Here is a 25,696-nt window from a genome sequence, read left to right on the forward strand (position 1 = left end):
CCCCTCTCTTTAGATTATTTCAAACCTTCAAGAATTGCATTAATTGCTGCTTCAAACTTAGGTTTTAATGATTTTATAGACTTGGCAGGATTTGCTGGGTCAATCTGATCCATAAGCTCATTGAATCCAGGAATACCGGCAGCAGGATTAATAACTGTTCTTGTAGATGCGTCTATAAGTAAGTCATAAATCTCTTTTCCGCCAACTCTCTCTATCTGATCTTTCACTATTAATTCCTTCTCTTTGTCTGTTGGCATTAGCATCCATATTAAGTATAATGCTGCAAGCTCTGGATCACTAGTTGAAGATGCAATAGCCCATGCTGCATCATCACCTTCATCAGCACTTTTCTTCTTACTATCAGGCCCCTTTGGGAATGGAACTATTCCAAGCTTCTTACCAAGGGCATTCCTCATATTAGTTAAATCCCATGGACCCCAATAATCCATACAGGTTATCCCTTTTTGAAATCTTCCTTGTGGATCTGTCCACCAGTCAGCAGGTCTCATCTTATATTTTGCATCCATATCATACAAGGCTTGGAATGCTCTATATGCCTTAGGATCATCTAAATTAAATACAGGCCTACCACCTATATACTTTATAGGTAAAACATCATTAGTCCATAAGAAAGGATGATAAGTTCTCCAACTTGCATAGGCATACTGATCTATTTTTCCATCACCATTGGTATCTTGTGTAAGTTGCTTCCCTAATTCAAAGAAGGTATCCCATGTCCATTTACCCTGCTTATACAACTCTAATGGATCTGGTAACCCTGCCATCTCAAATTTCTCTTTATTATAGTAAAGAATATATGGAAATACATTATCATTATATATATTTGTTACTGCATAAATTTGTCCTCTCCATGTGAAATAATCTAAAATATTTTTCCTAAAACCTACAGCATTCCAAAGATTTTTATCCTTAAAGTCAATATATCTATTAAGAGGAAGAAGCATCTTCTTCATCATCCAAGTAGGTTTCTGTCTACTATCTATGTATACAATATCGGCTCCAGATCCAGACAAAATAGCAGCAGTTTGTTTCTCTACCTTGGTTTCCCATGTTACATATACAATCTTTACTTTAGCACCAGTTATCTTTTCAAATTCTTCCCTTGCTTGTTTAGGTGATCTTACACCAGGAATATCGCTTTTTTCTTGCTCAGGCCAATGTTGCCATACATATATAGTTTTACCCCTATACTTTTGTGTATCAATATTTAATGTATAATTCCCAACTTTTACCGTATATACTCTCTGACCAAAACCAGGAACAAAAGTTACAAAAGAAAAGAAAATTATAAAGAACAAAATAAACAAAGACCTTTTACTCATTCCTTAACCTCCCCTTTAATAAATTTAAATTAAAAGATATTTAGGTCTAAAAGTTTTAATTCTTTCCATATACCCCCTTTCTTTGTAAATAGTTTCCATAGTATTTATCTACATAGTACATCACTTTGAAAATAATAACTAACATTATATTGACCTAAAATAGCAAAAATTTGCTCTTATAATACCGGTACAGTAGTTTCCAATATCACATCCTCTGGGAAAAATTCAAAAATTATTTTTAGATTTGTTCCACTCTGGAGATTTTCAAAAACTTGCTTTTTTATAACCACTTGTGATTCAACAACATTAAAGTCATCCCAACCTCTGAGATAAGGAGTCCATGAATCTCTAATAGGTCTACCAGTTTTGGCATCAAAAATCTTTATCGCACATAATTTTGTACCGTTAAAATTAATAAGAAATTTTGCATCCATTGGCACTCCACTAATAATATTAAATGGTTTATCTAATAAAACTGGGTCTTTGTATTGAATAATCTCTAAAGGATAATCTACTCCTTTTGTGAATTTAAACATGAGAATTCCATTTCTTCCATATACACCAGGTTTAATTATCGTTTTTATTAAACTGGATCTCAATAAAACTTGATCATCCTTAAGCAAAATGTAATCTTTATTTAAATCTAATTTCCTTTCCCCTAAATATATACCTTCCAATTTATTCCCATTCAATTCTAAGGAGATCACTATATCTTTAATCTCTTGTTTCTCTTTTAAATAAAGTACCCCAGGATTTAAAAAGGCGTTAGGATTCCCCATCGTAGCATTAATAATGATTTTCACAAGTACTTCATCCCTCCACATCCTATTTATCCTATTATAATTATCAAAACCATTATCCCAATAAAAGGTTGCCATCTTGTATTTTTTAACTGTTCTTATAAGGTTATTAATAAAATACCACTCTGCTGGTTTATTCCCATTAGATACTCCAAACTCACCAATTATAAAAGCATAATTTGGAAATTTTTCTCTAACAATACGAATATCATTATCCATCTGTGTTTTATCTTTATTGCTTCCCCATGTTTTCCTTCCCCACCAATTAGCCACAAAATCCCACGGCGAATAATAATGGATACCAATAATTATATTTTCATCCTTTGGAGGTATTAAGTATTTCTCAGCCTTATATGTATCTGTCAAGAGTGGAGGTACTACTAATAATCTTTTATCATTAAATCCTCCTGAATTTCTTATAAGTTTTAGAATCCTTTCATTTACTTCATTTTGAATTTTTCCAGCCTCTTCTTCGGAGAACCCCTCATAAGTAGGTTCATTTATTATCTCAAAAATCAGTTTCTCTGAATAATCCTTAAATCTTTTTGCTATCTGCTCCCACAATTTCTCTAATTTTCTCATTGTTCTTTCTTTATCTTGCTTCATCTCCTTACTCAGCCATCTCCAAGAATCATGATGGACATTTATTATTACAAAAAGATCTCTTTCAAGAGCCATATTCACAACCTCTTCTACCCTATTCATCCAAGCCTCATCCACTTTATAGTCAGGAGCAGGCCCCATATGATCGATCCATGTAACAGGAATTCTTACACTTTTAAATCCTGTTTTCTTAATATCGTCAAAGATATATCCTTCGGTCTTAGGATTTCCCCAAGAAGTTTCATCAGGTATGGCATCAAGAGAATTTCCAAGATTCCATCCAGGATCCATTTCTTCTACTGCTTTATGAGGATCAATATAATTAAAACTTCCCTTATATGAACTTGCATATCCTTGGTTACAAAAGATTATTAAGAAGAATAGTAAATTTAGCAAAACCATTATCCCAATAATTTTCATAATACATCACCTTATTTTACAAATTTGATGTCATCCACATACAAAATAGTCTTTCCAGATGGAACCCCAGAAACCTCTATGCTCATCCCCCATATTCTTTTTAGATCTACAGTAACAAAAGACTTTAAAGGAATTGAAATTTTTGTCCAAGAAGTAGGTACTCCATCTGTAATGGTATATTTTTCAGAATAAACCTCTTTTCCTCCTTTTTCACTTGGTGCTTCAGCAAGGGTTATTAAAAGATTATAATTATCATTTTTCTCAGATTTAATATAAAACTCTAAAGTTTTATATTGAGATATATCAAATATTTTGTCTTTATTATCAAAATTCCACTTTGCAAAATTAATTCCCATCCCAGCCCACCAGCTTTCCCAAACAAAGCTGATTTTAATACTTCTCTTACCAGAATATGCTATACCCTCTACTTCTTCAGCCTTACAACCTTCGGGAGCAACCCAAAAACCCAACGAAGACAAATTAGAATTGTCACTCTCACCATCATAGACTAATAACACATTACTTATTTGAGAAAAAATTAATGTTACAAGCATTGAAAAAAGAATAGAAATCTTTAAGAATCTCTTCATATAAATACCCCCTTTTAAATATTTTTAACCAATTATTCCTGTTCTTTCCACACTCTCAACAAAAAATCTTTGGGTAAATATATAGAATATTAGCATAGGTAAAATAACTAATATGGCTCCAGCATACTGGGGCGGCAATATTAGTAAAGGATCAAATATTTGGGTACCACCAGTAATAATGGATCTTATATTTGCTAAATTTAAAGAAAGAGTATACTTATCAAAATCACCTATAAAAACAGATGGCTCAAAAACATCATTCCAATGCCAAACCACCGAAAATAGGAAAACAGTCACTATTGCTGGTATAGAATTAGGAATAAAAATTCTAAGATAGGTTTGAAAAGGAGAAGCACCATCCACATAAGCTGCCTCTTCTAACTCCTTAGACATACCTCTGAAAAACTGTCTAAAAATATATATAAATAGACCACTTCTTAAACCACCACCTAAGATGGTAGGAAGGATAATAGGATAATAGGAATTTAACAGATTTAGAGGTTCTCCCCTTATTAATCTGATAATACCTAAGATATCAAACCTTTGATAAAACACATACAAAGGAATAAGCAAAACCTGGGGTGGAACTATAAGGGTAAATATAATAAGTGCAAATATAATTTCCCTCTCTTTAAATTTAAATCTGGCAAGTCCGTATCCTATCATGGAACAAGCAATAACATTAAAAATAGCAGGAATAATAGAAATAATAAGACTATTTTTAAAAGCATTAAAATAATTTAAAGATTTAAACGCCAATATAAAATTTTCAAGAGTTGGATGCTTTGGAATCCATACTACGGTAGGATCAATAAGATCTTCTCTACTTTTAAGTGCTGTACTTAACATAAAAAGAACCGGTCTTAATAATACGTAAGAAAGACCTATAAAAAGTAAAATTTTTAAAATATTATATGTCCAGATACTTATTTTATGCTTCCATATAAGAATTAATTCTTCTTTTTTATATTGTTTAAACATATATTTTCCTCCCTACTCATTCATGTAAAATACCCGTTTAGATATAATCCAAATTAAAATAAGTAAAATAATACCTACAATCAAGAAATAGAGCCATGCAATAGCTGCACTATAACCATGATTTAATTGTCTAAAGGCTACTTCAAGGATATATCTAAGTACATCATTACTATAATCAGTGAAAGAATCTATAACTGTATATATGACATTTACAAGAATAATAGGAGAAATCATAGGCAATGTAATCTTCCAAAATACTTCCCAAGAAGTTGCTCCTTCTACCTGGGCTACCTCATACAATGATGAAGGAATAGATTGTAATCCAGCTAAAAATATAAGTATCTGCACACCTGATTTCCAAATAATTTCATATATCCTATCAATGGCATTAATAATAGGCATTAAAAATGGAATATTACCTGTTATCCTTACTAAAAACATTCTAAAATCTATACCTCTCAAAAAAGGTGAGTTAGACATAGCCATTCCTGCTTGGGCACCAATATTAAATTGCTCCAAAGAATTAGATTCTAAAACATAAAGTAATGCTCCTGACATAACAACAACAGGTAAGAAAAAAATAGCTCTCACTATGGTTCTTCCTTTAAATCTTTGGTTTAAAAGTAGAGCAATAAATAAAGAAAACATTATTATTAAAGGAATATTTACCACAATATTTCCAATTTCAGTGGTCAGATATCTTATAAAATTAGGATCTTCCCTTAAAGCCTTTATAAAATTACTCAACCCCACAAAAGTCAATTTATACCCTTCTGGAGAAACATCTAATTGACTAAATGCAAAAATTATAGATTGAATAAAAGGCCATGCAAAAAATACCATAAACCCAATAAGCCATGGATAAACAAACAATCTACCTATTCTTGCCTGTCTTTGAGCTAAAGTTCTAAATTTTTTTTGTTTTTTCATAAATTGTTTCCTCCTTATTTCTTTCCTAAGGAGTATAAAAAGTCTTCTCCTCTAACCATTTTACCTTTGTATAGATAAGATGTTTTATTGTAATTAACTATTATTTCAGCCCCATTCTCATACTCAACTCGATAAACACCATCTGTAAGCTTATTATGGGACTTCATAGGAACATCATATATATTCAGATATAAATCCTTAACTTTGTTGTATTCTTCCACTGCTTGATCAATCCAATCCTTATAATTAGAACTTAACATTTCGTTATAAAAACTCTTTTTAAAATATGATGAATCTTTATAAATGAACATATAATAAGGTATAGCACCATACTCTACCATTCTTAAAAATTCTTTCTTTTGATTCTCTCTTAAATTCCCTGGTTTTCCACTAAAAGGAATATACCCATGAATAATCATTGGATAAAAAGGAATAGCTTCTGATTCTATTGAAAAATTACTACAATCAAGAGAAACATCAAGAAGCATAGAAGTATAAGGAAGAATATAAAGATTACCAGAGGTAAATATAAAGTTATATTTATCTTTATTACTGGATAAAGACTCTCTCCATAATGAAATTACCTCTTCTCTGGAGAGCAATCTTGGAAATTTATTTTGAGAATAAACATACTCTCCCATCTTCTCGATTAAAGCATTATTTATTCCATATTTAGATATACCCTTCAAAAAATTGTTTAAATAACTTGGAACCTTACTTGGAAGCACAATAAACCATGGATCATAATCTCTATTCTTCTTCTTAATAACAGGATCCCATTTATATAGAAAAGCAAGACCATTATTTAAATATCTGTTTCCATCTCTTGAAGGTGAAAAACCATTACCAGATTCGTGTATTTCTATAATTTCTGCAGTTAAATATAAAGGTATATTGTTCTTCTTACAATAATCTAAAAGCCTTCTTAATCCATTGTCTCCTCCAATTCTTGCTTCTACTTTTACTCCATTTGTGATCTTACTCATATATCCCCCTGATTGATACCCTTTCAAAATAAGGTTTATATTATCAATACCTTTAGATTTTAATTCCTGTAATATCTTAATAGTCTCATCAAAAGTAGTAAGTGGAAAAAGATCAACAACAGGAATTCCAGCTTTAGTAGTTTTTATTTTTACGCTATTTATAATTGTCAAATTAAAAGGTACTTTATCTACTTTTCCAGATTTTTTATAAAGATATCTATTATCGAGAAGATAATTCCTATATGTTCTTGCCATTAAAGAATAATCAACATCTTTACCAGAAAAAAGATAATAATTTATAACAATATCACTCTTAAGAGTATAAGGAGAAAACTTACTTACCAATACATCTACCACTTCTCCTGCTTGTCCTGTAGATGCCTCCCTTTCATAAAGTAAGAACTTATGAATCTTACGATAATTGAAGATTGGATAAACCCTATAATATGAAGTAGCATTACCTGCCATATAACAAGCCAAACTTGCATCAGCATCCCCACTCTCAATAATTCCTAAGATTCCTAAATCGTTTCTCTTTACTCCATATATAGGTAAATTTATATTCTCTGTTTTTGGAGGCATATCATATAAAGGAAGTCCATAATCTAAACCATATATTGGAATTTCAAATCCTCTTTCATTTCCAGCCTTATGATCAAATCTTACCAAACTTCCAGAACCATCAGGCAAAACAAGATAACCATTATCCCTTTTTTCACCATATATAAAATAAGGTAAAACCCATATTCTATTTAACTTTAAATCTCCTTCTTCCTTTATAGAATCCATAGGTACCCTAACTTTTAACCCATATGAGGTCAAATAAAACTCTATAGAAATAGATAAGCCCTGAGTAGAAAACTCATAATCAAATCTTATTCCATTCTTAATATTCTTCACTTTATAGTTTCCTCTCATAACTCCTAAAGCATAGGTATTATAAACAGTAATTTTCCCTTCTTGATCTGCCATCTCTAACACTAAATGAGATGGAATACTAAACTTAGTAACACCCATAGAAGGATCGTTTTCCCAATTTTCTGGAAATTGTCTAAAAATTTTTCCTGTTTTATTCTCCTTTATCATAACTTCAGCTGTTTGACTATTAAGCAACATAGAGAATCTCTCATTTTGAGCTACAACTTTCAAACCATTATCTTGGCTATATAGAGGGATAATTAATAAAAGAATTAATATGACTACAAAAAAATTACTGTATTTCAAGAAGTATCTTCCCATCTCTTCACCCCTTAACCAATCATATATTTAATCTCCAAATAAACTGTATAGACAAATCTAATAAATTGTTGAAAAGTAGCAAAGAAAACCATACCTATAAACATAGCAAATATTATTCCACCTAAGGTTACTAAAGACGTTCCTATAGCTTTGCTTAGGGAATATTCTTGGAGTTCCATCATGCCAGAAAGAATGATCCATATTGACCAAAGAGTTCCTGTAGTACCTATGAAATAGTAAAATGCTGCCTCATCTAAGGTAAAAACATGACTCAATAAAGTTTGAGGCAAAATCAAAAGAGCTAGTGGGAAAATACCATATACTGTCATAATAAAAATTTCTCTCATTTTTGCCTTTCCTTCCATTATGGTGGTAACCGCCCAATTTATAATCACCCATACTAAAATAGGAATTAACACTCTGCCTATCTCCAAGAGAATATTCAATTCTTCAGGTCGATATGGATTAAAATGAAAAGCAGTCATTAACCTTTGTATTATAAAAGAGAGAATTATAAAAATTAATAAGATAAGAGCTCCTCTAAAAGCTTTAGGTTTCCTTTTTAACTCGTAGAATCCATCAAAAGGATGCCTAATCACATAAAAAACAAACATTACAGTATAAAAAAGTTCATGCTTTCTGAGAAAATTATGGTAATGACTTCTAATAGTATTTCCCCAAAATCTGTTTATCAAATATAAAGCTAAGATCAACAAAAGTATAGTGTTCATTATTAATGTAAAATTACTTCTCATATACTCTATTCTGTATCCTCTTAAGGCTTTTGAATATCCTGTAGGATAAAAACCAAGTCTAAAACTTTCCATTGCTTCTTTATATTTTTCTTCATGAAGATAGTTTTTGCCTATACCAATATAAGCAAGATCATAATTAGCATCCATCTTTACAACTTTTTCCCATATATTAGCAGCTTTTCCATAATAACCTTGCACATAATAAGAATTCGCTTTTAATACTAAATCTCCAAAAGTAGTAGGTTTAAAAGTAGTTATCGTACCCTTATTCTCATCTAAAACAAAAACTTTCCCTTTATCTATATCTATAGCGGTTGGATATTGGAAAGTCCCCTTTTGATTTCCAATATCACCAAAAACAAAAAGATAATCACCAAGATTGTTATAAACAAAAACCCTACCTACTCTACCATCCAAAACATAAATATTCTTAGAATCATCTACAGCAATATCCACAATTTCTCCTCTAACAGTAAAACCAAAATATAGATCACCATACATACCGCCCGTGCGACCTTCCTGCTTAATAATATTGTCTCCTAAGGCATTTAATCTTTTAATTTGGTCATACCAAGCTCTTACACATCCATATATAAATCCGTCTTCATCAGCTGTTACATTTCTATACTCAATCGGAATAAAAAGTACAAGTCTAGATCTCTGTTCTCTTGTAAGTACTCTTCTCCAGAAAAGTTCTACTGGATTTACCTCAACCCTATTACTTCCAAAAAATCTTTCAAAATTTCCATTCGGACTAAACTGTATTAAACCTTCAACCACATTCTCTGCTACAACATATATTCTTCCCAATTTATCCACAGCCACTTTTTTAGGAATATATACAAAATCCTTATGTATAACATCCCCCACAGGTTTTCCCACAATTTTAAAAAGAGAACCATCTGGATTTAAAATCACAATTCTCGCATTCTGAGAGTCTGCTATATATAGTTTGCCTTCATCGGTTAAAAATAAACCTGTCGGCGCTTTAAATCCATCTCTTTTACCATTATTGATAAAACCATCAATAATTTTCTTAATTCTAAAATCTTTGTCTATAACAATAATTCTATTATTTCCTGTATCTGCTACATATATATCTCCATTCCTTTTATCTACAAAAAGATCTTCTGGTGAAGAAAAATCTTTGTCTAATCCTATAGTTTCACCCGTATAGATCTTTTCAGGCTCATAAGCAGGTAAAGAAGGAACTGGTCTACGTCGCTCATTATAAATATAAGTGTAATAAGGTATACCTGCATAAGTTACAGAAAAAATCAGAAAAAGAAAAACTATTAATTTAATGTAAAATCTTCTTCCTTTTATCATAAACAATTACTCCTTAATACCCGCAGATTTCATAGTTTCTACTACATTGCTTTGGGTCACTATAAAAATAATTAAAGAAGGTAACATCATAAGAATAGCAGCAGCTGCTGCCGCTCCGGCTCTTACAAAGCCTCCTTGTTGAATATAGGTAAGTGCTAAGGAAAAAGGCTTCATAGCCTCATTATGAATATATAATGAAGGAGTATATGTATCATTCCATGTATCTCTAAAAGCAAATAATATAAGAGTAAGCCACGCAGGCTTTACATTAGGCATAACCACATACCACCATATCTTAAACTCATTTGCCCCATCAATCCTAGCAGATTCAATATAGGAATCTGGAATCTGTTCCATAAACTGTTTCATCAAGAACAAACCTAAGGTAGCCCCTATATAGGGGAGAATAAGAGAAAAATATGTATCTAAAAGCCGCAATTTAGCCATTATAATAAACCTTGGAATATTGGTAACATAACCTGAAAACATCAAAGAAAATATCACAAGATTGAACAAAAACTTACTTCCCGGAAATTTATGTTTAGCCAAAGGATAGGCAGCCATAGAAGCAGTAAGCACATGTCCTAATGTGCTCATAAAACTGATAAAAATACTATTAAAAAGATATCTTGAAAAAGGCACAAAAGAATTACTCATGAGATAAAAGAGATCAAAAAAATTCTTTAAGGTTGGTCTTCTAACAAATAATCTGGGTGGAAAAAGAAATAATTCATCCAATGGTTTAAAAGCATTCATTATAGAATACACAAGGGGTAGAGCCATAAATACTGCTACAATTCCAAGTACAATTATTAGTATCAAATTTCCCCACCAAGATCTATTAATTCTTGATTTCATTTTAAAAGTAAAACCTCCTTATGAATATTAATCAGGCCTAATTAATTTTCTAACTCCTTGGTTAATACTCACTGTTATTAAGAATAAAATTACTGCTATTGCTGACGCATATCCCATTTCATATCTAATACTTCCATAATCCCACATATGAAGAACTATAGTATGAGCCGAATATAAGGGACTTGGAAAACCAATCAATTGAGCAGATATGTCAGCCACAGCAAAGGACGCAGTAACTTGCATTATAGCACCGAAAATAAGTTGGGGTTTCATAGAAGGTAAAGTTATATACCACAATTCTTGCCATCTATTTCTGATCCCATCTACTGCTCCTGCCTCATACAGACTTCTGTCTATAGTTTGAAATCCTGCAATAAAGGCTAAAAAGCTTGTTCCTAAACTCATCCAAAGTTGAATTACCATAAGCACGTATAGATTAATACGAGAATCCTGTAACCAATATATTGGTTCCTTTATTATACCTAAATTCATTAGAATACCATTTAGCAATCCATATACATCACCAGAAAAGATGTAAGTCCATATAAAGAAAATTGCAGAAGATAGAGCAGGAGCATAAAAAAGTAAAGTTAAAAAAGCTCTAATTCTTGGGGGTAGTTCATTTATAAGCCAAGCAAAAAATAAACAAGCAAAATAACTCAATGGTCCAGTAATTAAAGCAAACTTAAAGGTATTTTGTAAAGCAATTAAAAAAACATCATCCTCTAAAAAGAGTCTTTTGTAGTTATTCCATCCAACGAATCTAGGCATCTGTATTACATTATAATTGGTAAAACTAAGAATAGCTCCTACAATAACAGGAATTACAGTGAAAGTAAAAAAAAATATAAAATAAGGAAGAACTAAAAAATAAGATTCTTTATTCTTTTTAATTTCCTTCCATAAATCTTCAAATTTTCCCCTCATCTTAAATTCTCCCTCTAATTATTCTTTTGCTAATTCAAATCCAAACTCTTCTCGCTTTCTATCAATTTCCTTATTAATCTCTTTAGTATATTTCTCTATAGCTTCTCTTGGTATTTCCCCAAGCATAACTACTTCCCTAAAAGCATTATCTAAATGTCTATATGTATAGTAGCTACCAGGAACATTAGGAATCTCCTTAAGATATTTCCATTGCTCAGAAAGGACCTTATAGTCTGAAGAAGGCCATGGTAAATAACTCACAGCTTCCACATTAGCAGTGTTATATCTTGCACCTGCCCCCAAAACAGCCTCTAATTCCCTACCAAACCTTGCTTGTACATCAGATGATAACCACCACCTAACAAATTCCCATGCCTCAGGGATTTTTTTAGATTGAGCAAATATTAATACTGCGTTACCACCCCCAGCAACACTTCTATCTATACTACCATCTAATTTTCTTCTTCCTGGAACAGGTGCTATTCCCCATAATCCACTTATTTCCGGAGCTGCCACTTTAAATTGATTATACATAGTATAAGGACCAATACCTAAGGGCATCTCCCCTGTTCTAAATCTGTTAAAGAAATCATAATAAAGCGGTATTCCATAGAGAACATATAAATTTGTCCACTCTCTAAATGCATCTACACCTTCCTCATTATTTAGTACACACCTTTTACCATCTTCTGTATAATATTTTCCTCCCCTTTGTAGAAGCAACATGTTGAAAATATCAAAACTTGTACCACCTGTTCCTGCAGCAAATTGTAAATTATAACTCTGAAGCTTTGCGATAGTTTTGTAAAGTTCATCCCATGTATCTGGAACCTCAACGTTTAGACGACCAAGGATATCTGCTCTATAAAACATTATTGGAAAATCTTGAGTCATTGGCAAACCGTATACTTTTCCTCCGAAACTATATGGAACAAGAGCATATTTAGCAAATCTACTTTTTACTTCTTCAAAACCGGGTAAATTTGAAACATCTACTAATGCCCCACGTATTCCATAATCTACAGCAAGACCTCGAGGTACATTAAGAGCCACATCTGGAGGATTCTCTTTTGATGCAACCGAGAAAAGTAGTGCAGCCTCAGTATTTATAATATTAATGTTTACACCTATTCCTGTCTTTGGAGTAAACTCAGTATCTATTAACATCTTCAAGGTTTCAGCCTGATCTCTACCCATTTGTACCCACACATTAATAGCCTTATCTTTCTCATATACAGTACCAATTAAGTTATAATCTTCAATAAAAGATATGAAAAACTTTTTAGTTGCATCAATAACCCTTTCAAATATATTGGGATTTATCCTTGGTACACGTGCATCTTGTGATGCTATTACAATATAATCAATATCTAATGGCTGTTCTCTAATTGTAAGAACCCATGCAGATAATGAAGATAAGTTATCTCTATATCTTTGCAATCTTTGAGCAATTGTTTCTGGCTCTCTTGCCATTCCTTCCAATTGAATTGCCACAGTTTCCAAGATAGCTGCTTCACTTGCCTTTTCACCACCAATTTTCCTTATCTTTTCTGCATTTTCTCTCAATAATTTTGCATTTTTAAGAAGCGTATCTATAAGATCAGGAATATTTTGCTCTAACAGATAATCCCTGTAAGGGTCTGGATTAGGAGAAGTAATCATAACAATTTTTGTATATAATTGAGATAAATCAATAGAACATTGAAGTACATTTCTTATTATATCTGCAATACTTTCATAAGTAACTTTAAGACGTAGGGTATGTTCACCCTTTTTTAAATAAAATAAATACGGATCTTTATCATTTCCCAAATACGAAAATTGCCATTGAGTATTATATTTAAACTTAATATTTTTAACCTCTTCAAAAGGAACTTTTCCATCTATATAAAGAGTTCTTTCTGATGGTATTCCCGGATTAGCATTCTGTCTATATTTAATTCCTATTTTATATAAACCATCCTCAGGTACACTAAATTTCCACTCAATCCACTGACCTGCAGATCTCCAATTATATCCCCCTATGATATTTAATACTTTTCTTCTAGAATCATAAGGTTCGTTAAGGGGATTAGACCTATCAGAGATTGGATAAAGAGTAGGCTCCGATTTTAAGGTAGCATTTTCACCTTGTACCTTTATGAAAATACCGCTTAGTTTCTTATCTTCCCTATTTTTTTGTGAAACTTCTTCATATTTTAGTTTTTTTTCTTCGTTAAAAATCTTTATATAATCAATAACCATAGGTTCTTTTACTGATACAAACCTTATAGTGTGTTTTCCTGGGGAAAAATAAAAAAGGAAAGGATCAGCATATAAACCATCAGGATCCTCTAAAATCTTTTCTACCCAAATAGGATTTTCCACCTGTATAGGTCTAAGTTCATTACCCCTGTTGTCTTTTAAAGCAGGTCCTCCATCTTTCCATATTCTTTCAAATCTCAAAATCCTGGCTTCATTAAAAGGTCTTTTTCCATCAATAAGAAGTTCTCTTTCGATACTTGAATTTTTACCTTTTATAGGAAAATATTTAACTGCTATGTTATATAAACCTTCCTCTTTTATATTAAAAGTCCACTCTATATATCCATTCTCTCCAGTAAATATAACTGGATGTTTGTTAGAGGTTAGATCAGTTAAGACTTTTAAATTTAAATCTTTAGAAAAACTAGAATATTTCACACCAGGAACAATAATAACTGATTTAGGTCTTGGTTTATCTACATATTTCGATATGTAAGTTTCATAAGAGTTTTCTCTACTTATAAGTTCAAAAATAACGTTTAATTTATAATTCTGATTTTGAGCAAAAGAAAATGAAAGCAAGAAATTAACAATAAATATGAAGGTAACCACTTTCAGAAAAGTTTTCATCACCTTTTCCAATTTACATTCCTCCACTTTTTTGTAAACAATTTTATATCTTTTTGGGAGAGAAGACAATTATTTTTTGTCTTCTCCCCCTAAGATTAAACTACTTCAACCCTTCTAAAATAGCATCAATAGCAGCTTGGAATTTAGGTTTCAAGGCCTTTATAGATTTAGCAGGATTAGCTACGTCAATTTGATTAATTAGATCCCAAAAACCAGGAATTCCAGATATAGGATCAATAACTGCTCTCGTAGAAGCATCTAAAAGCAAATCATAAATCTCTTTTCCGCCAACCCTCTCTATCTGATCTTTCACTATTAATTCCTTCTCTTTGTCTGTTGGCATTAGCATCCATATTAAGTATAGTGCTGCAAGTTCTGGATCCTTAGAAGAAGAAGCAATAGCCCATGCACCATCATCTGCCATATCGGCACTCTTTTTCTTACTATCAGGTCCTTTCGGGAACGGAACTATTCCAAGCTTCTTACCAAGAGCATTTCTCATTCCACTAAGTTCCCATGGACCCCAATAATCCATACAGGTTATACCTTTTTGAAATCTACCTTGTGGATCTGTCCACCAGTCAGCAGGTCTCATCTTATATTTTGTATCCATATCATATATAGCCTGAAATGCTCTATAAGCCTTTGGATCATCCATTGCAAAAACAGGTCTACCTCCAATATATTTCACAACTTCCACATCATTAGTATAAAGGAATGGTTGTGTAACTGCCCATGTAGCATAAGCATACTGATCTATTTTTCCATCACCATTGGTGTCTTGTGTAAGTTGCTTCCCTGCATTAAAGAAAGCATCCCATGTCCATTTACCTTGCTTATATAACTCTAATGGATCTGGTAATCCTGCCATCTCAAATTTCTCTTTATTATAATAAAGAATATATGGGAATACGTTATCATTATATATATTTGTTACTGCATAAACTTGTCCTCTCCATGTGAAGAAGTCTACAGTACTTTTCCTAAAACCTACAGCATTCCAAAGATTTTTGTCTTTAAAGTCAATATATCTATTAAGAGGAAGGAGCATCTTCTTCATCATCCAAGTAGGTTTTTCACCTGCACCAATATACACTACATCTGCTCCTGCTCCCGACAATATGGCTGCACTTAATTTAGGTCTGTAGTTTTCCCATGTTGTATATACGATCTGTACTTTAGCACCAGTTATTTTTTCAAATTCTTCTCTTACTTGCTTTGCTGATCGAATACCTGGAATACTACTTTTTTCTTCTTCTGGCCAAAATTGCCAAACATAAATAGTCTTACCCCTGTACTTCTGCGCATCAATATTTAATGTATAATTCCCAACCTTTACTGTATATACCTTTTGGCCCAAAGACGGAACTATAGCAGTTACAGATAAAAACATAAAAATTAAACAAAAGAGAAAAATTTTTTTCATGACTTAAAACCTCCCACCTTAAAAAAATTCATACCTTTCAAATTAATTTTATCTTTAACAAAATTCTATCTTCTACTACAATTTTGGTAAAAAATAAAAATATTTTGCTTTATATTAAAATCCCATTAAAAACATGGATGGATTAATTATAGATTGAAACTTATATGTTCCTAACGATTTTGAGGATTTATAAATACCTTTATAAATTTAATAATTTTGCTTTCTAAATTTGAGGGGCGTTATCTGCATATATCTCTTGAATACTTTAATAAAATAACTTATGTTATTAAAACCACATTCTAAAGCTATTTCAGATACGCTCAAATCAGTGTTTCTAAGTAATTCTATAGCTTTCTCTACTCTTACTTTATTTATATATTCCACCGGACTCATCTTAAGACTATCTTTAAATAATCTACAAAGATAAAATTTACTCATATCTACTTCTTTACTTAACTTTTCTAATGTAAGATCTTTGTTATAATTTTTGTTTATATAATTTAATACATCTTTTATCCTTTCTAATTTATAACCTAATCTACCATCAGTTTTAATAGGTTGTACATAATATCTAAATAGTCTTCCAAAAATATCAAAAAGCAAGCTTTTAATAAAAAGTTCATAGCCATAGGGTTTTTCTATAAAAACTTCAATAATATCTTCCACATCTCTTCTTATTTTGTCATCGTTTATCAAATTTGGTATATATATTTTTTCATTAATAAGAGGCATAAAATATTCGTATTTACAGTAATCGGGCTCTTCAGAATAAAGAATTCCAAGATCAAATACAATAGCATATCCTATCGTTCTTCTTACAAGTTCCTCTCCAGAATGAATTGCACCACCATTAACAAAGAGATACTCTCCTTCCTTTATTTTATACTCATAGCTATCAACATAAAATCTACCTATACCTTTTTTTATATAAAGTATTTCAAATTCATTATGCCAATGAGGATCTATCCTACCATTTTTATAGACAAATATGTCCTCATGAACAAAAAGATGAAAATCTGGAGTTCCATGATCAATATCTTCTATTAAATCTGCTTTCCTCAGCCTCATATTCACCTTAACAATATTATATTTTTTTATATCTATTATAGACTAAATGTACAAATTTGGTTAAAATTTCATTATAGTATGGGAGAAATATATTTAATAAGACACGGAGAAACAGATTGGAATAGAGAAGGAAGATTTCAGGGGAGAACAGATATTCCCTTAAATGAAAGAGGTAAAAAACAAGCCAAAATCTTGTCTGAATATCTAATTAAAGAAAATATTGATTTTATTTATTCAAGTCCCTTAATAAGAGCTTATGAAACAGCCCTTCCTCTATCACAAAAGTCAAATAAGGAGATTATTATAAGGAACAATTGGATAGAGTTTGATTTTGGAGAATGGGAAGGGCTTACTGTAACAGAAGTACATAATAAATATCCAATAGAGAGGGACTTATGGTTATATCATACTGAGAGAGGAAGAATTCCAAAAGGTGAAAGTTTTAAAAATGCCTATGAAAGATTGAAATTAGAGAAAGCATTTATCTTAGAAAAACATCAAGAACATAAAATAGCAATATTTACTCATGGAGCAATAATAAGAGCAGCCTTATATGTCTTTTTAGAAATTCCTTACTTAGGTTTTGGGAGAGTTACTGTTAGCTCTTGCTCAGTCACTCATTTTAAAATAAATAAAGGCAAATTCATTCTTATAAGGTTAAACTATTTATTTCCGCACGAAATCTTTGAGATTTAAGTTCTAAAGATTTTTAAATGGCGGAGAGGGAGGGATTCGAACCCTCGGTACGGGTTTTAGCCCGTACAACCGCTTAGCAGGCGGCTGCCTTAAACCGACTCGGCCACCTCTCCAAGCACTGAAGATTATACCATAAGGTGTTAACAAAAAGCAATATTAATGAAAACCCCTAAATTTGCGTTTACTATTTTTGAAGCTCTTTAATTATTTTATCTAAATTTACACCTTGAGAATTAAGAATTTTACTTGCAATAGACGTATCATCTTTTAAGATCCCCAAAAGTAGATGTTCAGAATTTATCGCATTATCACCGAATTTTTTAGCAAATTCCTCAGCATAATCTAAAATTTTTGACAATTTTGGGCTTAATGGATACATTTCATACCTATCAGTTTTAAGATTCTTAATTTCTCTCTCAAGTTCTAATTTTATTTTCTTTAAATCTACTCCCATTTTTTTAAGAATCCCACTAACAATACTATTTTCCTCTTTTATTAATCCTAAAAGTAAATGCTCTACATCAACACAAGGAGAACTATAAGCTAATGCAATCTCTTGAGCATAAATCAAAAATTTATCAGCCCTAATTTTAAAAGTCTTCATAAGATTTCCCTCCCTCTACCCATCACTGTTTTAGATATTTTATAATATATACAAACTACTTACAAGATATAAAGTATCAAAAATAAAATACTTAAATCTTATTTAACAAATTTGAGTATCCTATACAAAAACTATTAATGATATAATAAGAATATGAAGAACAGAGAAGTTGCTCAAATATTAGATGAGATAGCCACCTTTTTAGAGATAAAGGGAGAAAATAAATATAAAGTTGCAGCTTATCAAGAGGCTGCAAGAAGAATAGAGAATTTACCAGAAGACATAGAAAAATTATTCAAAGAAGGGAAATTGTATCAAATAAAGGGGATAGGTGAAAGTATTGGGCAAAAGATAAAAGAATACTTAACTACAGGAAAAGTAACTTATTTAGAAGAATTACGAAAAGAAATACCTCCAGAAATCCTTGAACTTCTAAAAATACCAGGAATCGGTCCCAAACTCGCTTATAGACTTTACACAGAACTTGGAATAAAAGATTTAGAATCCTTAGAGAAGGTAGCAAAAGAAGGTAAAATAAGGCTGTTACCAAGACTTGGACCAAAAGTTGAGCAAAATATATTAGAAGCCATAAAAGAATATAAAGAGAAACAGCAAGTATCAGAAAGAATACCTTTAGGAGTAGCCTTACCCTTAGTGGAAGAAATAGTAAATTATCTATCTCAATATCCCTTTGTAACAGACATAGTACCAGCAGGAAGTATAAGAAGAAGAAAAGAAACCATAGGAGACATTGATATTCTTATAACCACTAATGATATGGAAAAAGTAAACCAAGTTTTAAAAAGTTTACCTATATTAAGAAACATACTTGCAGCCGGAACAACTAAAACAAGTATTATTGTAGAACCCGGAATTCAAGTAGATTTTAGAGTTGTAGACAAAAGCTCCTTTGGATCCGCCCTTCAATATTTCACAGGATCTAAAGCTCATAATATAAAACTAAGAGAAGTAGCTATAAAGAAGGGATTAAAAATCAATGAATATGGAGTTTTTAGAATTAGTGATAACAAAAAGCTATGCGGAGAAAAGGAAGAGGAAATTTACGAATTATTAGGTCTACAGTTTATACCCCCTGAACTCAGAGAAGATCAAGGCGAGATAGAATCATCAATGGAAGGTAAACTACCAGTGTTAATTGAAGAAAAAGATATTTTAGGAGATATGCATGTACATACAGACTGGAGTGATGGTGCAAACACCTTGGAAGAAATGGTGGAGACGGCATATAGATTAGGATACAAATATGTAGTAATATCAGATCATAGTCAGGCACTTGGAGTTGCAGGTGGCTTAACCCCAGAACAAATTGAAAAACAGAGACAAAGAATAAATGAATTAAATAGAAAATATAGGGATTTCAAAATTTTACATAGTATCGAAGCTAACATATTAAGCGATGGTAGTATAGATTTACCAGAGGAAGTTTTAAAGAACTTTGATCTTGTTATTGCAGGATTACATTCTGGCTTTAAACAGCCAAAAGAGAAAATAACTGAGAGATTGATTTCTGCTATCAAAAATCCATGGGTAGATATAATAAGCCATCCCACGGGAAGATTAATAAATAAAAGACCAGCCTATGAAGTAGATTTTCCTGCTATTCTTTATTGGGCTAAAGAAACGGGAACTGTACTGGAAATAAATGCTCAACCCGATAGACTTGATTTATGCGATATAGATGCTAGGATAGCTCGTGAGAAATATGGCATTTATTTATCTATAGGAACAGATAGTCATGATATTCGTAGTTATTCACTTATAAAGTATGGAATCTATGTAGCAAGAAGGGCTTGGCTTAAAAAAGAAGATATTATAAATACATATCCTTGGGAAGAAGCAAAACCTAAACTTAAAAGATACAAAGAGAAAAGATGAAAATAAGAAGAAAAGGAAAACTCTCCGAAGGCGAATGGGTTATTCTTTGGGAAAGTAAAAGACGATATCTTATTCAATTAGAAAAAGGTAAGACCTTCTATTACCATAAGGGTTATGTACAACATAATGATATAATAGGACTTGAAGAAGGAAGTATAATAAAATCATCCCATGGTGGAAATCTCTTAGTTTTAAGACCAACCTACGCAGACTATATTCTTGAAATGCCAAGAGGTGCCCAAATTATATATCCCAAGGATATAGGCACTATATTGATATGGGGAGACATCTATCCTGGGGCAAGAGTGTTAGAAGCAGGAATAGGATCTGGATCTCTTACCATAGCACTTTTACAAGCAGTAGGAGAAACGGGGGTAGTTATATCCTACGAGATAAGAGAAGATTTTGCAAAAAGAGCACTTATAAATATAGAAAATTTCTTGGGAAGAAGAGATAATCATATATTAAGATTAAAGGATATATATCAAGAAATAGACGAAGAAGATAAAGATATAGATAGAGTTATTCTTGATCTTCCAGAACCGTGGAGAGCTATTAAACATATTGATAAAGTTTTAAGACCAGGTGGAATACTTGTAATTTATACACCTACCATATTACAAGTTCAAAAAACAGTAGAATGCTTAGAAAGCTTTAAATCTTTCACCCTTATTGAAACAATAGAAACCTTTCTTAGACCATGGCAGATAGAGAGTCTATCTGTAAGACCTTATCATAGAATGGTTGCCCATACTGCTTTTCTAACTATAGCAAGGAAAGTACTTATAAAAGAAGAGAATATATTTCAGAAGGCTTTGCCCTCTGTAGAAACTGAAGAAAATTTTGAACCAAATTAGTAAATATCTCCCTTTCTTCTTTTTGCAAATAGGGTAATTTTTCTTGCATCCTCTTATAACCTTCTATAAATTCATCTTTTCCAAAAAGCAAAATAATATGTTGACCAAACCTTGACCACTTGATAAACTCTAAGTCTGTGAGAGGAGGTTTTAAAAATACCAAATATTTATATATTTTGTTTGGTGTCTTGTTAGGATAAAAATATACATCTCTTCCTTCAAAAGATCTAATATCTTTATCTCTTGTTTTGGAAAACCTTGCATCTGTAAAAGAAGGTGTATATACCTTATTAGGTAATCGAAGATTTTTTATTCCTAAAAGATCTGAAAGCATTAATCTTTTTTCCTCATTTTTAAGGTAAGAAATAAAAATAATAGGATTTTTTAAATTCCTAACAGTTTCTAAAAATTTCTGAAAAATTTGTTCCTTCAAAAATAACTCTGAATCATCCCATAATAAAATAGTATCTTTGTTAATTTTAATTGATTCTAAACTCCATGGAGAATATAAGTTTAATTCCCAAAAATTTTTATTCCAATTAGGAGATACTATGATATAATTCCTTTTTCTTTTCTTTATCTCCTCTATAAGATTTAACACCTCAAATATATTATCTACAAAATATAATATATACTTAATTTTATCTCTTTTAGTACTCTTTAAGAATTCTTCAGATTCTCTCCACTCTTCAAGATAGAAATTAAAATATTCTCTCCCTTGATACCCTTCTTTCTCTATTTTTAAAACAATATCTATTGTTTTAGGAATGTCCTTAAAAGTCTCTTCACCTATACCGAGGGATAAGATTGGAGTCGAAAAAACTCTCCCTGTCACATCTCCTATCTTTATCTTATATCTTCCCCCATTACCAATCTTCTCAAAATGTGTAAAAGTTGTAGAATTTATCTTAAATCTTGGCTCCTCATTACCAGGGCCAAAAGGGGGTAATAAATCAAGCTCAGAAAGAAATTTGGATAAAAATTCTTTACTGACCTTATCTAAAGATATTTCAGCATCTATTTTTACTTTAGGTGTAAAATCCAAGTCTTTCCAAAGATTGTTTGCAGTGTTTATTGCCTCTGATTTAAAATCTACATAATCTTTATTTAGAATAGAAAAACCAACTGCACCTTTATGCCCACCATAATTTATTAAGTATGAAGATAGCTTAGATATATAATCAAACAAATCTACCTCTTCCACTCCTCTACCTGAGAAGACAATCATTTCACCCTCTTTTCTTCCAAGAAAGAAAGGGAGTTTATATTCCTCAGTTAACATTGAGGCTACAACTCCTATAACTCCCCCTACCTCTTTTCCCCACTTTTCACTATACAAAAAAACTACACGATTTTTCTCTAAATCTTCATACTTTACTAATTCTTTTGCCATCTCATAGACTCTTTCTACTTCCTCTTTTCTTCTCCTATTAAATTCATCAAGCTTATCTGCTAAAGATTCTGCTTCTTCCACATCTTCGGTTAAAAAAAGTCTTACTGCCTCCTCTACTTCTTTAAATCTTCCTACTGCATTTATTCTGGGAGTAATGCTAAAGATTATATCTTTAGTACTTATCAGGGTATTGCGATCCAAGCCAGCCTTCCTAAGTAGAGCTCTCAAACCTAAAATATCCGAATTTAAGATCCTTTCTAAGCCATATTTTACAAGTACTCTGTTTTCATCCTTCAATTCCATCATATCTCCCAGGGTACCTAAGGTTACAAGTTCTAATACACCTTTTTCATTATAAATATTTTTACCTATAGCGTCTCCTAAAACCTTTAAAAACTTAAATGCTACTCCTACACCCGCCATATATGGATATGGATAATTATTTAAATAAGGATTAAAAACCAATAAAGCATCTGGAACAGATGTTTCATCTGGAATATGATGATCAGTCACAATTACTTCAATACCATTCTTTCTTAAATAATCTATCTCTTTTTTATTCTTAATACCACAATCTGCAGTCAATATAAGCTTTACAAATTCATTTTGTGTTAAAGCTCTCTTAATACTTTTTTCTTTAAGTCCATATCCCTCTTCTAATCTATGAGGAATATAATAGGAAACATTGAAACCCCAATTGGATAATACACTATAAAGAATAGTTGTAGCTGTAATACCATCTACATCATAATCTCCAAAAATAAGAATTTTACCATTTACTTTTCGAAGCTTTAGCAAATATTTAATAGCTTTTTCAAAATTTGGAAAAAATAAGGAAGGATCATATAAATGTTCTATTTTAGGATAAAGAAACCTTTTTGCCTTATTTACATCAATAATTCCCCTATTTATAAGGAGACGGGCAAGAAGAGATGAAATTCCAAGATCTCTTGCAAGTTCCTCTTCCTGCCCTTTATTTTCTTCAAAAAGAAGAATCCATTTTCTCACCATTTATGAATGTTGAATTTCTCTCCATTCACAAAGTATTGCTGAAGCTATATATATGGTTGCATAGGTACCTATTATTATCCCTATAAACAATGCAAGCATAAAAGGCCTCAGCACAGATCCTCCCCATATAAGAAGAGGAGTTATTGCCAATAATGTAGTTAAAACTGTATATATAGTTCTTGCCAGGGTTTGATTAATACTTTTGTTAGCAAGAGTTGTAAAATTTTCTTTTGGATTCTGTTTCATATTCTCCCTTATTCTATCGAATATTATTATATTATCATTAATAGCATAACCTAGAAGAGTCAATATTGCCGCTATAAAGGATGGACTAACTTCCCATTGGAAAATAGAAAATAGAGAGATTGTAGCCAAAAGGACAAAGGCTTCACTTATAATAGCAGAAATTGCAAAATCAAATCTAAATCTTATAGTTATATACACGAGCATTATAATTATTGCTAAAACAGATGCAAGAATAGCTTTTTCTCTGAGTTCTTTGCTTATAGTTGGCTCAATAGTAGTTAGTTCTCTACCCTCATATTTCCCCAAAACTTTCTCAATCTCTGAAGAAAGTTTTTTAATATCTTCTTCATTTAAAAATTTAGTCCTTATCCAAATCTCTTTACCCTCCGATCCTGTCTGTACTGTGGCTTTATCATAAAGGCTTTTCGCTATATTTCTTATCTTTGAAATCTGATCAGAAGATAGAGGAGAAGACAATTTATAATAAATAACACTTCCGCTTTGAAAATCAATACTATAATTCAACCCCTTTGTAAAAAAGAACACCATTCCAACTATTATAAAAATGAGAGACATGATAAGAAAAAATCTTCTCACTTTTTTCTCCAAAAAATTTATTTCCCTTTTCACGATTTTTCCTCCCTTCCCTAAAATCCAAGTAACTTTGATGCTTTTTTAAATACAGGAAGCGACAACAAATTCTCAAGAAGAGTTCTTGTCACTACAATAGATGTAAACATACTAAGAGCCACACCTAATGATAATGTTACTGCAAATCCTCTTATAGGTCCTGTCCCAAAATAGAAAAGTATCAATGCTGCAAGGATAGTGGTAACATTACTATCAATAATAGCCCTTAAGGCATTCCTAAAGCCAGAATCTAAAGCTGCTATAGGAGTTTTACCCTTTGCATATTCTTCTCTCATTCTTGCAAAAATTAAACAATTAGCATCTACAGCCATACCTATAGAGAGAATAATACCTGCAATACCTGGTAAAGTTAAAGTGGCATTTAAAAGCTTAAGAGCAGCAAGATCTAATACTATATAGACTAAAAGAGCAATATCTGCTACAAGTCCCATCATTCTAAAAACAAGAATCATAAACAAGATAACAAAGATTCCACCTATAATTCCATTCCTATAAGCAGATTCCATAGTATCCTTTCCTAAGGTTGGATCGATAGTTCTATTTTCAATAACCTTTACAGGTACAGGTAAAGCTCCAGCCCTAAGAAGTATTGCAAGTTTTTGTGCCTCATCAAAAGTAAATCTTCCTGTTATCACTCCCACTCCTTCAGTTATAGGCTCTTTTATTACAGGATTGGATATTACCTTACCATCAAGTACAATAAAAACCTGCTTTCCTACATTTTTAGCAGTAAAATCTGCGAATATCTTAGCACCCTCAGGGTTCATCTCTACCCTGACCATAGGTTGTCCAACTTGATCAAATTCCACTTTTGCACTCTTTAACGCAGAACCAGTCAGTATAGTATTTCCTTTTTCATCTTTAAATTCAAGTAAAGCAGTCTGACCAATAATTTCCAATGCTCTTTCTGGATCTTTTATACCAGGAAGCTCTACTACAATCTTATCCGTACTCTCTTTATAGATAGAAGGTTCTGTAACTCCTAATTGATCTATACGATTTCTAATGACCTCGATAGTTCTTCTCACAGCATCATCTGTAATCTCAACTCCTTCTGCCTTTTGACATTGTAATGTAACCCTAATACCGCCCCTAATATCTAATCCAAATCTAAATGGAAAAGTAAGGAGAATCCAGATGGCTACACCCAAAAGAAGTACAATAAAAGCTGTTTTATATTCTGTCCTTATATTCATTATTTCATATCTCCCCT

19 protein-coding genes and 1 tRNA gene are annotated in these 25,696 nt (G+C 31.7%); 3 read left to right on the forward strand and 17 right to left on the reverse strand.

From position 1 onward, the window contains the following. Nucleotides 1-14: 14 nt before the first annotated feature. The 12 genes from ACY3JJ_RS08245 to ACY3JJ_RS08300 form a co-directional block, all read right to left on the reverse strand. A complete protein-coding gene (locus ACY3JJ_RS08245) occupies nt 15-1,343 on the reverse strand; it encodes an extracellular solute-binding protein (RefSeq protein WP_463091565.1) in 1,329 nt (442 codons plus the stop codon). A gap of 176 nt (nt 1,344-1,519) precedes the next feature. Then, nucleotides 1,520-3,166, reverse strand: coding sequence for a cellulase family glycosylhydrolase (locus tag ACY3JJ_RS08250; protein ID WP_463091566.1), 1,647 nt, complete (start codon nt 3,164-3,166; stop codon nt 1,520-1,522). Nucleotides 3,167-3,177: 11 nt separating this feature from the next. Beyond that, complete coding sequence (locus ACY3JJ_RS08255; RefSeq protein WP_463091567.1) at nt 3,178-3,756, reverse strand: CIA30 family protein; 579 nt, start codon at nt 3,754-3,756, stop codon at nt 3,178-3,180. Between the two features lie 24 nt (nt 3,757-3,780). Further along, entirely contained in the window at nt 3,781-4,737 is a 957-nt protein-coding gene (locus ACY3JJ_RS08260) for a carbohydrate ABC transporter permease (RefSeq protein ID WP_463091568.1), read from the reverse strand. 12 nt (nt 4,738-4,749) lie between these two features. Further along, a complete protein-coding gene (locus tag ACY3JJ_RS08265) occupies nt 4,750-5,667 on the reverse strand; it encodes a carbohydrate ABC transporter permease (RefSeq protein WP_463091569.1) in 918 nt (305 codons plus the stop codon). A 14-nt stretch (nt 5,668-5,681) separates the two neighbouring features. Continuing rightward, entirely contained in the window at nt 5,682-7,892 is a 2,211-nt protein-coding gene (locus ACY3JJ_RS08270) for a DUF5696 domain-containing protein (protein WP_463091570.1), read from the reverse strand. Nucleotides 7,893-7,903: 11 nt separating this feature from the next. Continuing rightward, nucleotides 7,904-9,976, reverse strand: a complete 2,073-nt coding sequence (locus tag ACY3JJ_RS08275; protein ID WP_463091571.1) for a YIP1 family protein — start codon at nt 9,974-9,976, stop codon at nt 7,904-7,906. Nucleotides 9,977-9,982: 6 nt separating this feature from the next. Beyond that, a complete protein-coding gene (locus tag ACY3JJ_RS08280) occupies nt 9,983-10,834 on the reverse strand; it encodes a carbohydrate ABC transporter permease (RefSeq protein WP_463091572.1) in 852 nt (283 codons plus the stop codon). A gap of 27 nt (nt 10,835-10,861) precedes the next feature. Beyond that, nucleotides 10,862-11,761: a carbohydrate ABC transporter permease gene (locus ACY3JJ_RS08285; RefSeq protein WP_463091573.1), complete on the reverse strand. Its 900-nt coding sequence runs from the start codon at nt 11,759-11,761 to the stop codon at nt 10,862-10,864. An 18-nt stretch (nt 11,762-11,779) separates the two neighbouring features. Beyond that, complete coding sequence (locus ACY3JJ_RS08290) at nt 11,780-14,638, reverse strand: extracellular solute-binding protein (RefSeq protein ID WP_463092601.1); 2,859 nt, start codon at nt 14,636-14,638, stop codon at nt 11,780-11,782. 97 nt (nt 14,639-14,735) lie between these two features. Beyond that, complete coding sequence (locus tag ACY3JJ_RS08295; protein ID WP_463091574.1) at nt 14,736-16,061, reverse strand: ABC transporter substrate-binding protein; 1,326 nt, start codon at nt 16,059-16,061, stop codon at nt 14,736-14,738. A 207-nt stretch (nt 16,062-16,268) separates the two neighbouring features. Then, nucleotides 16,269-17,129 (reverse strand): helix-turn-helix transcriptional regulator, encoded by an 861-nt coding sequence (locus ACY3JJ_RS08300; RefSeq protein WP_463091575.1) that lies wholly within the window; start codon nt 17,127-17,129, stop codon nt 16,269-16,271. Nucleotides 17,130-17,207: 78 nt separating this feature from the next. Here ACY3JJ_RS08300 and ACY3JJ_RS08305 point away from each other — a divergent pair, with 78 nt between their 5' ends. Next, nucleotides 17,208-17,825 (forward strand): histidine phosphatase family protein, encoded by a 618-nt coding sequence (locus tag ACY3JJ_RS08305; protein WP_463091576.1) that lies wholly within the window; start codon nt 17,208-17,210, stop codon nt 17,823-17,825. A gap of 18 nt (nt 17,826-17,843) precedes the next feature. Here ACY3JJ_RS08305 and ACY3JJ_RS08310 read toward each other — a convergent pair. Together ACY3JJ_RS08310 and ACY3JJ_RS08315 are read right to left on the reverse strand one after the other, a co-directional pair. After that, nucleotides 17,844-17,938, reverse strand: a tRNA-Ser gene (locus tag ACY3JJ_RS08310). A 71-nt stretch (nt 17,939-18,009) separates the two neighbouring features. Then, a complete protein-coding gene (locus ACY3JJ_RS08315; protein ID WP_463091577.1) occupies nt 18,010-18,429 on the reverse strand; it encodes a Clp protease N-terminal domain-containing protein in 420 nt (139 codons plus the stop codon). Nucleotides 18,430-18,582: 153 nt separating this feature from the next. On the opposite strand from ACY3JJ_RS08315, the gene polX reads away from it, so the two are divergent. Further along, a complete protein-coding gene (gene polX, locus ACY3JJ_RS08320) occupies nt 18,583-20,325 on the forward strand; it encodes a DNA polymerase/3'-5' exonuclease PolX (RefSeq protein WP_463091578.1) in 1,743 nt (580 codons plus the stop codon). Further along, nucleotides 20,322-21,182 (forward strand): tRNA (adenine-N1)-methyltransferase, encoded by an 861-nt coding sequence (locus ACY3JJ_RS08325; RefSeq protein ID WP_463091579.1) that lies wholly within the window; start codon nt 20,322-20,324, stop codon nt 21,180-21,182. Before polX ends, ACY3JJ_RS08325 begins: the two co-directional genes overlap by 4 nt. On the opposite strand, the gene recJ is transcribed toward ACY3JJ_RS08325, so the two are convergent. From recJ to secD, 3 genes are read right to left on the reverse strand one after another with little or no spacing between them, the layout of a single operon-like run. Beyond that, entirely contained in the window at nt 21,109-23,586 is a 2,478-nt protein-coding gene (gene recJ / locus ACY3JJ_RS08330; protein ID WP_463091580.1) for a single-stranded-DNA-specific exonuclease RecJ, read from the reverse strand. The two genes, ACY3JJ_RS08325 and recJ, sit on opposite strands and share 74 nt — an antisense overlap. Continuing rightward, entirely contained in the window at nt 23,587-24,462 is an 876-nt protein-coding gene (gene secF, locus ACY3JJ_RS08335) for a protein translocase subunit SecF (RefSeq protein ID WP_463091581.1), read from the reverse strand. Between the two features lie 17 nt (nt 24,463-24,479). After that, nucleotides 24,480-25,679, reverse strand: coding sequence for a protein translocase subunit SecD (gene secD, locus ACY3JJ_RS08340; protein WP_463091582.1), 1,200 nt, complete (start codon nt 25,677-25,679; stop codon nt 24,480-24,482). Between the last annotated feature and the right edge of the window lie 17 nt (nt 25,680-25,696).

It is taken from the genome of Dictyoglomus sp. DH (genome assembly GCF_055181375.1).

Bases quoted from the DNA above. Each gene is read 5' to 3' on its own strand.
- ACY3JJ_RS08270 (WP_463091570.1), bottom strand. From the start codon at position 7,892: ATGGGAAGATACTTCTTGAAATACAGTAATTTTTTTGTAGTCATATTA.
- ACY3JJ_RS08325 (WP_463091579.1), top strand. From the start codon at position 20,322: ATGAAAATAAGAAGAAAAGGAAAACTCTCCGAAGGCGAATGGGTTATT.
- ACY3JJ_RS08295 (WP_463091574.1), bottom strand. From the start codon at position 16,061: ATGAAAAAAATTTTTCTCTTTTGTTTAATTTTTATGTTTTTATCTGTA.
- ACY3JJ_RS08300 (WP_463091575.1), bottom strand. From the start codon at position 17,129: ATGAGGCTGAGGAAAGCAGATTTAATAGAAGATATTGATCATGGAACT.
- ACY3JJ_RS08260 (WP_463091568.1), bottom strand. From the start codon at position 4,737: ATGTTTAAACAATATAAAAAAGAAGAATTAATTCTTATATGGAAGCAT.
- ACY3JJ_RS08285 (WP_463091573.1), bottom strand. From the start codon at position 11,761: ATGAGGGGAAAATTTGAAGATTTATGGAAGGAAATTAAAAAGAATAAA.
- ACY3JJ_RS08245 (WP_463091565.1), bottom strand. From the start codon at position 1,343: ATGAGTAAAAGGTCTTTGTTTATTTTGTTCTTTATAATTTTCTTTTCT.
- secD (WP_463091582.1), bottom strand. From the start codon at position 25,679: ATGAATATAAGGACAGAATATAAAACAGCTTTTATTGTACTTCTTTTG.
- ACY3JJ_RS08265 (WP_463091569.1), bottom strand. From the start codon at position 5,667: ATGAAAAAACAAAAAAAATTTAGAACTTTAGCTCAAAGACAGGCAAGA.
- ACY3JJ_RS08275 (WP_463091571.1), bottom strand. From the start codon at position 9,976: ATGATAAAAGGAAGAAGATTTTACATTAAATTAATAGTTTTTCTTTTT.
- ACY3JJ_RS08250 (WP_463091566.1), bottom strand. From the start codon at position 3,166: ATGAAAATTATTGGGATAATGGTTTTGCTAAATTTACTATTCTTCTTA.
- ACY3JJ_RS08280 (WP_463091572.1), bottom strand. From the start codon at position 10,834: ATGAAATCAAGAATTAATAGATCTTGGTGGGGAAATTTGATACTAATA.
- ACY3JJ_RS08255 (WP_463091567.1), bottom strand. From the start codon at position 3,756: ATGAAGAGATTCTTAAAGATTTCTATTCTTTTTTCAATGCTTGTAACA.
- polX (WP_463091578.1), top strand. From the start codon at position 18,583: ATGAAGAACAGAGAAGTTGCTCAAATATTAGATGAGATAGCCACCTTT.
- recJ (WP_463091580.1), bottom strand. From the start codon at position 23,586: ATGGTGAGAAAATGGATTCTTCTTTTTGAAGAAAATAAAGGGCAGGAA.
- ACY3JJ_RS08305 (WP_463091576.1), top strand. From the start codon at position 17,208: ATGGGAGAAATATATTTAATAAGACACGGAGAAACAGATTGGAATAGA.
- ACY3JJ_RS08315 (WP_463091577.1), bottom strand. From the start codon at position 18,429: ATGAAGACTTTTAAAATTAGGGCTGATAAATTTTTGATTTATGCTCAA.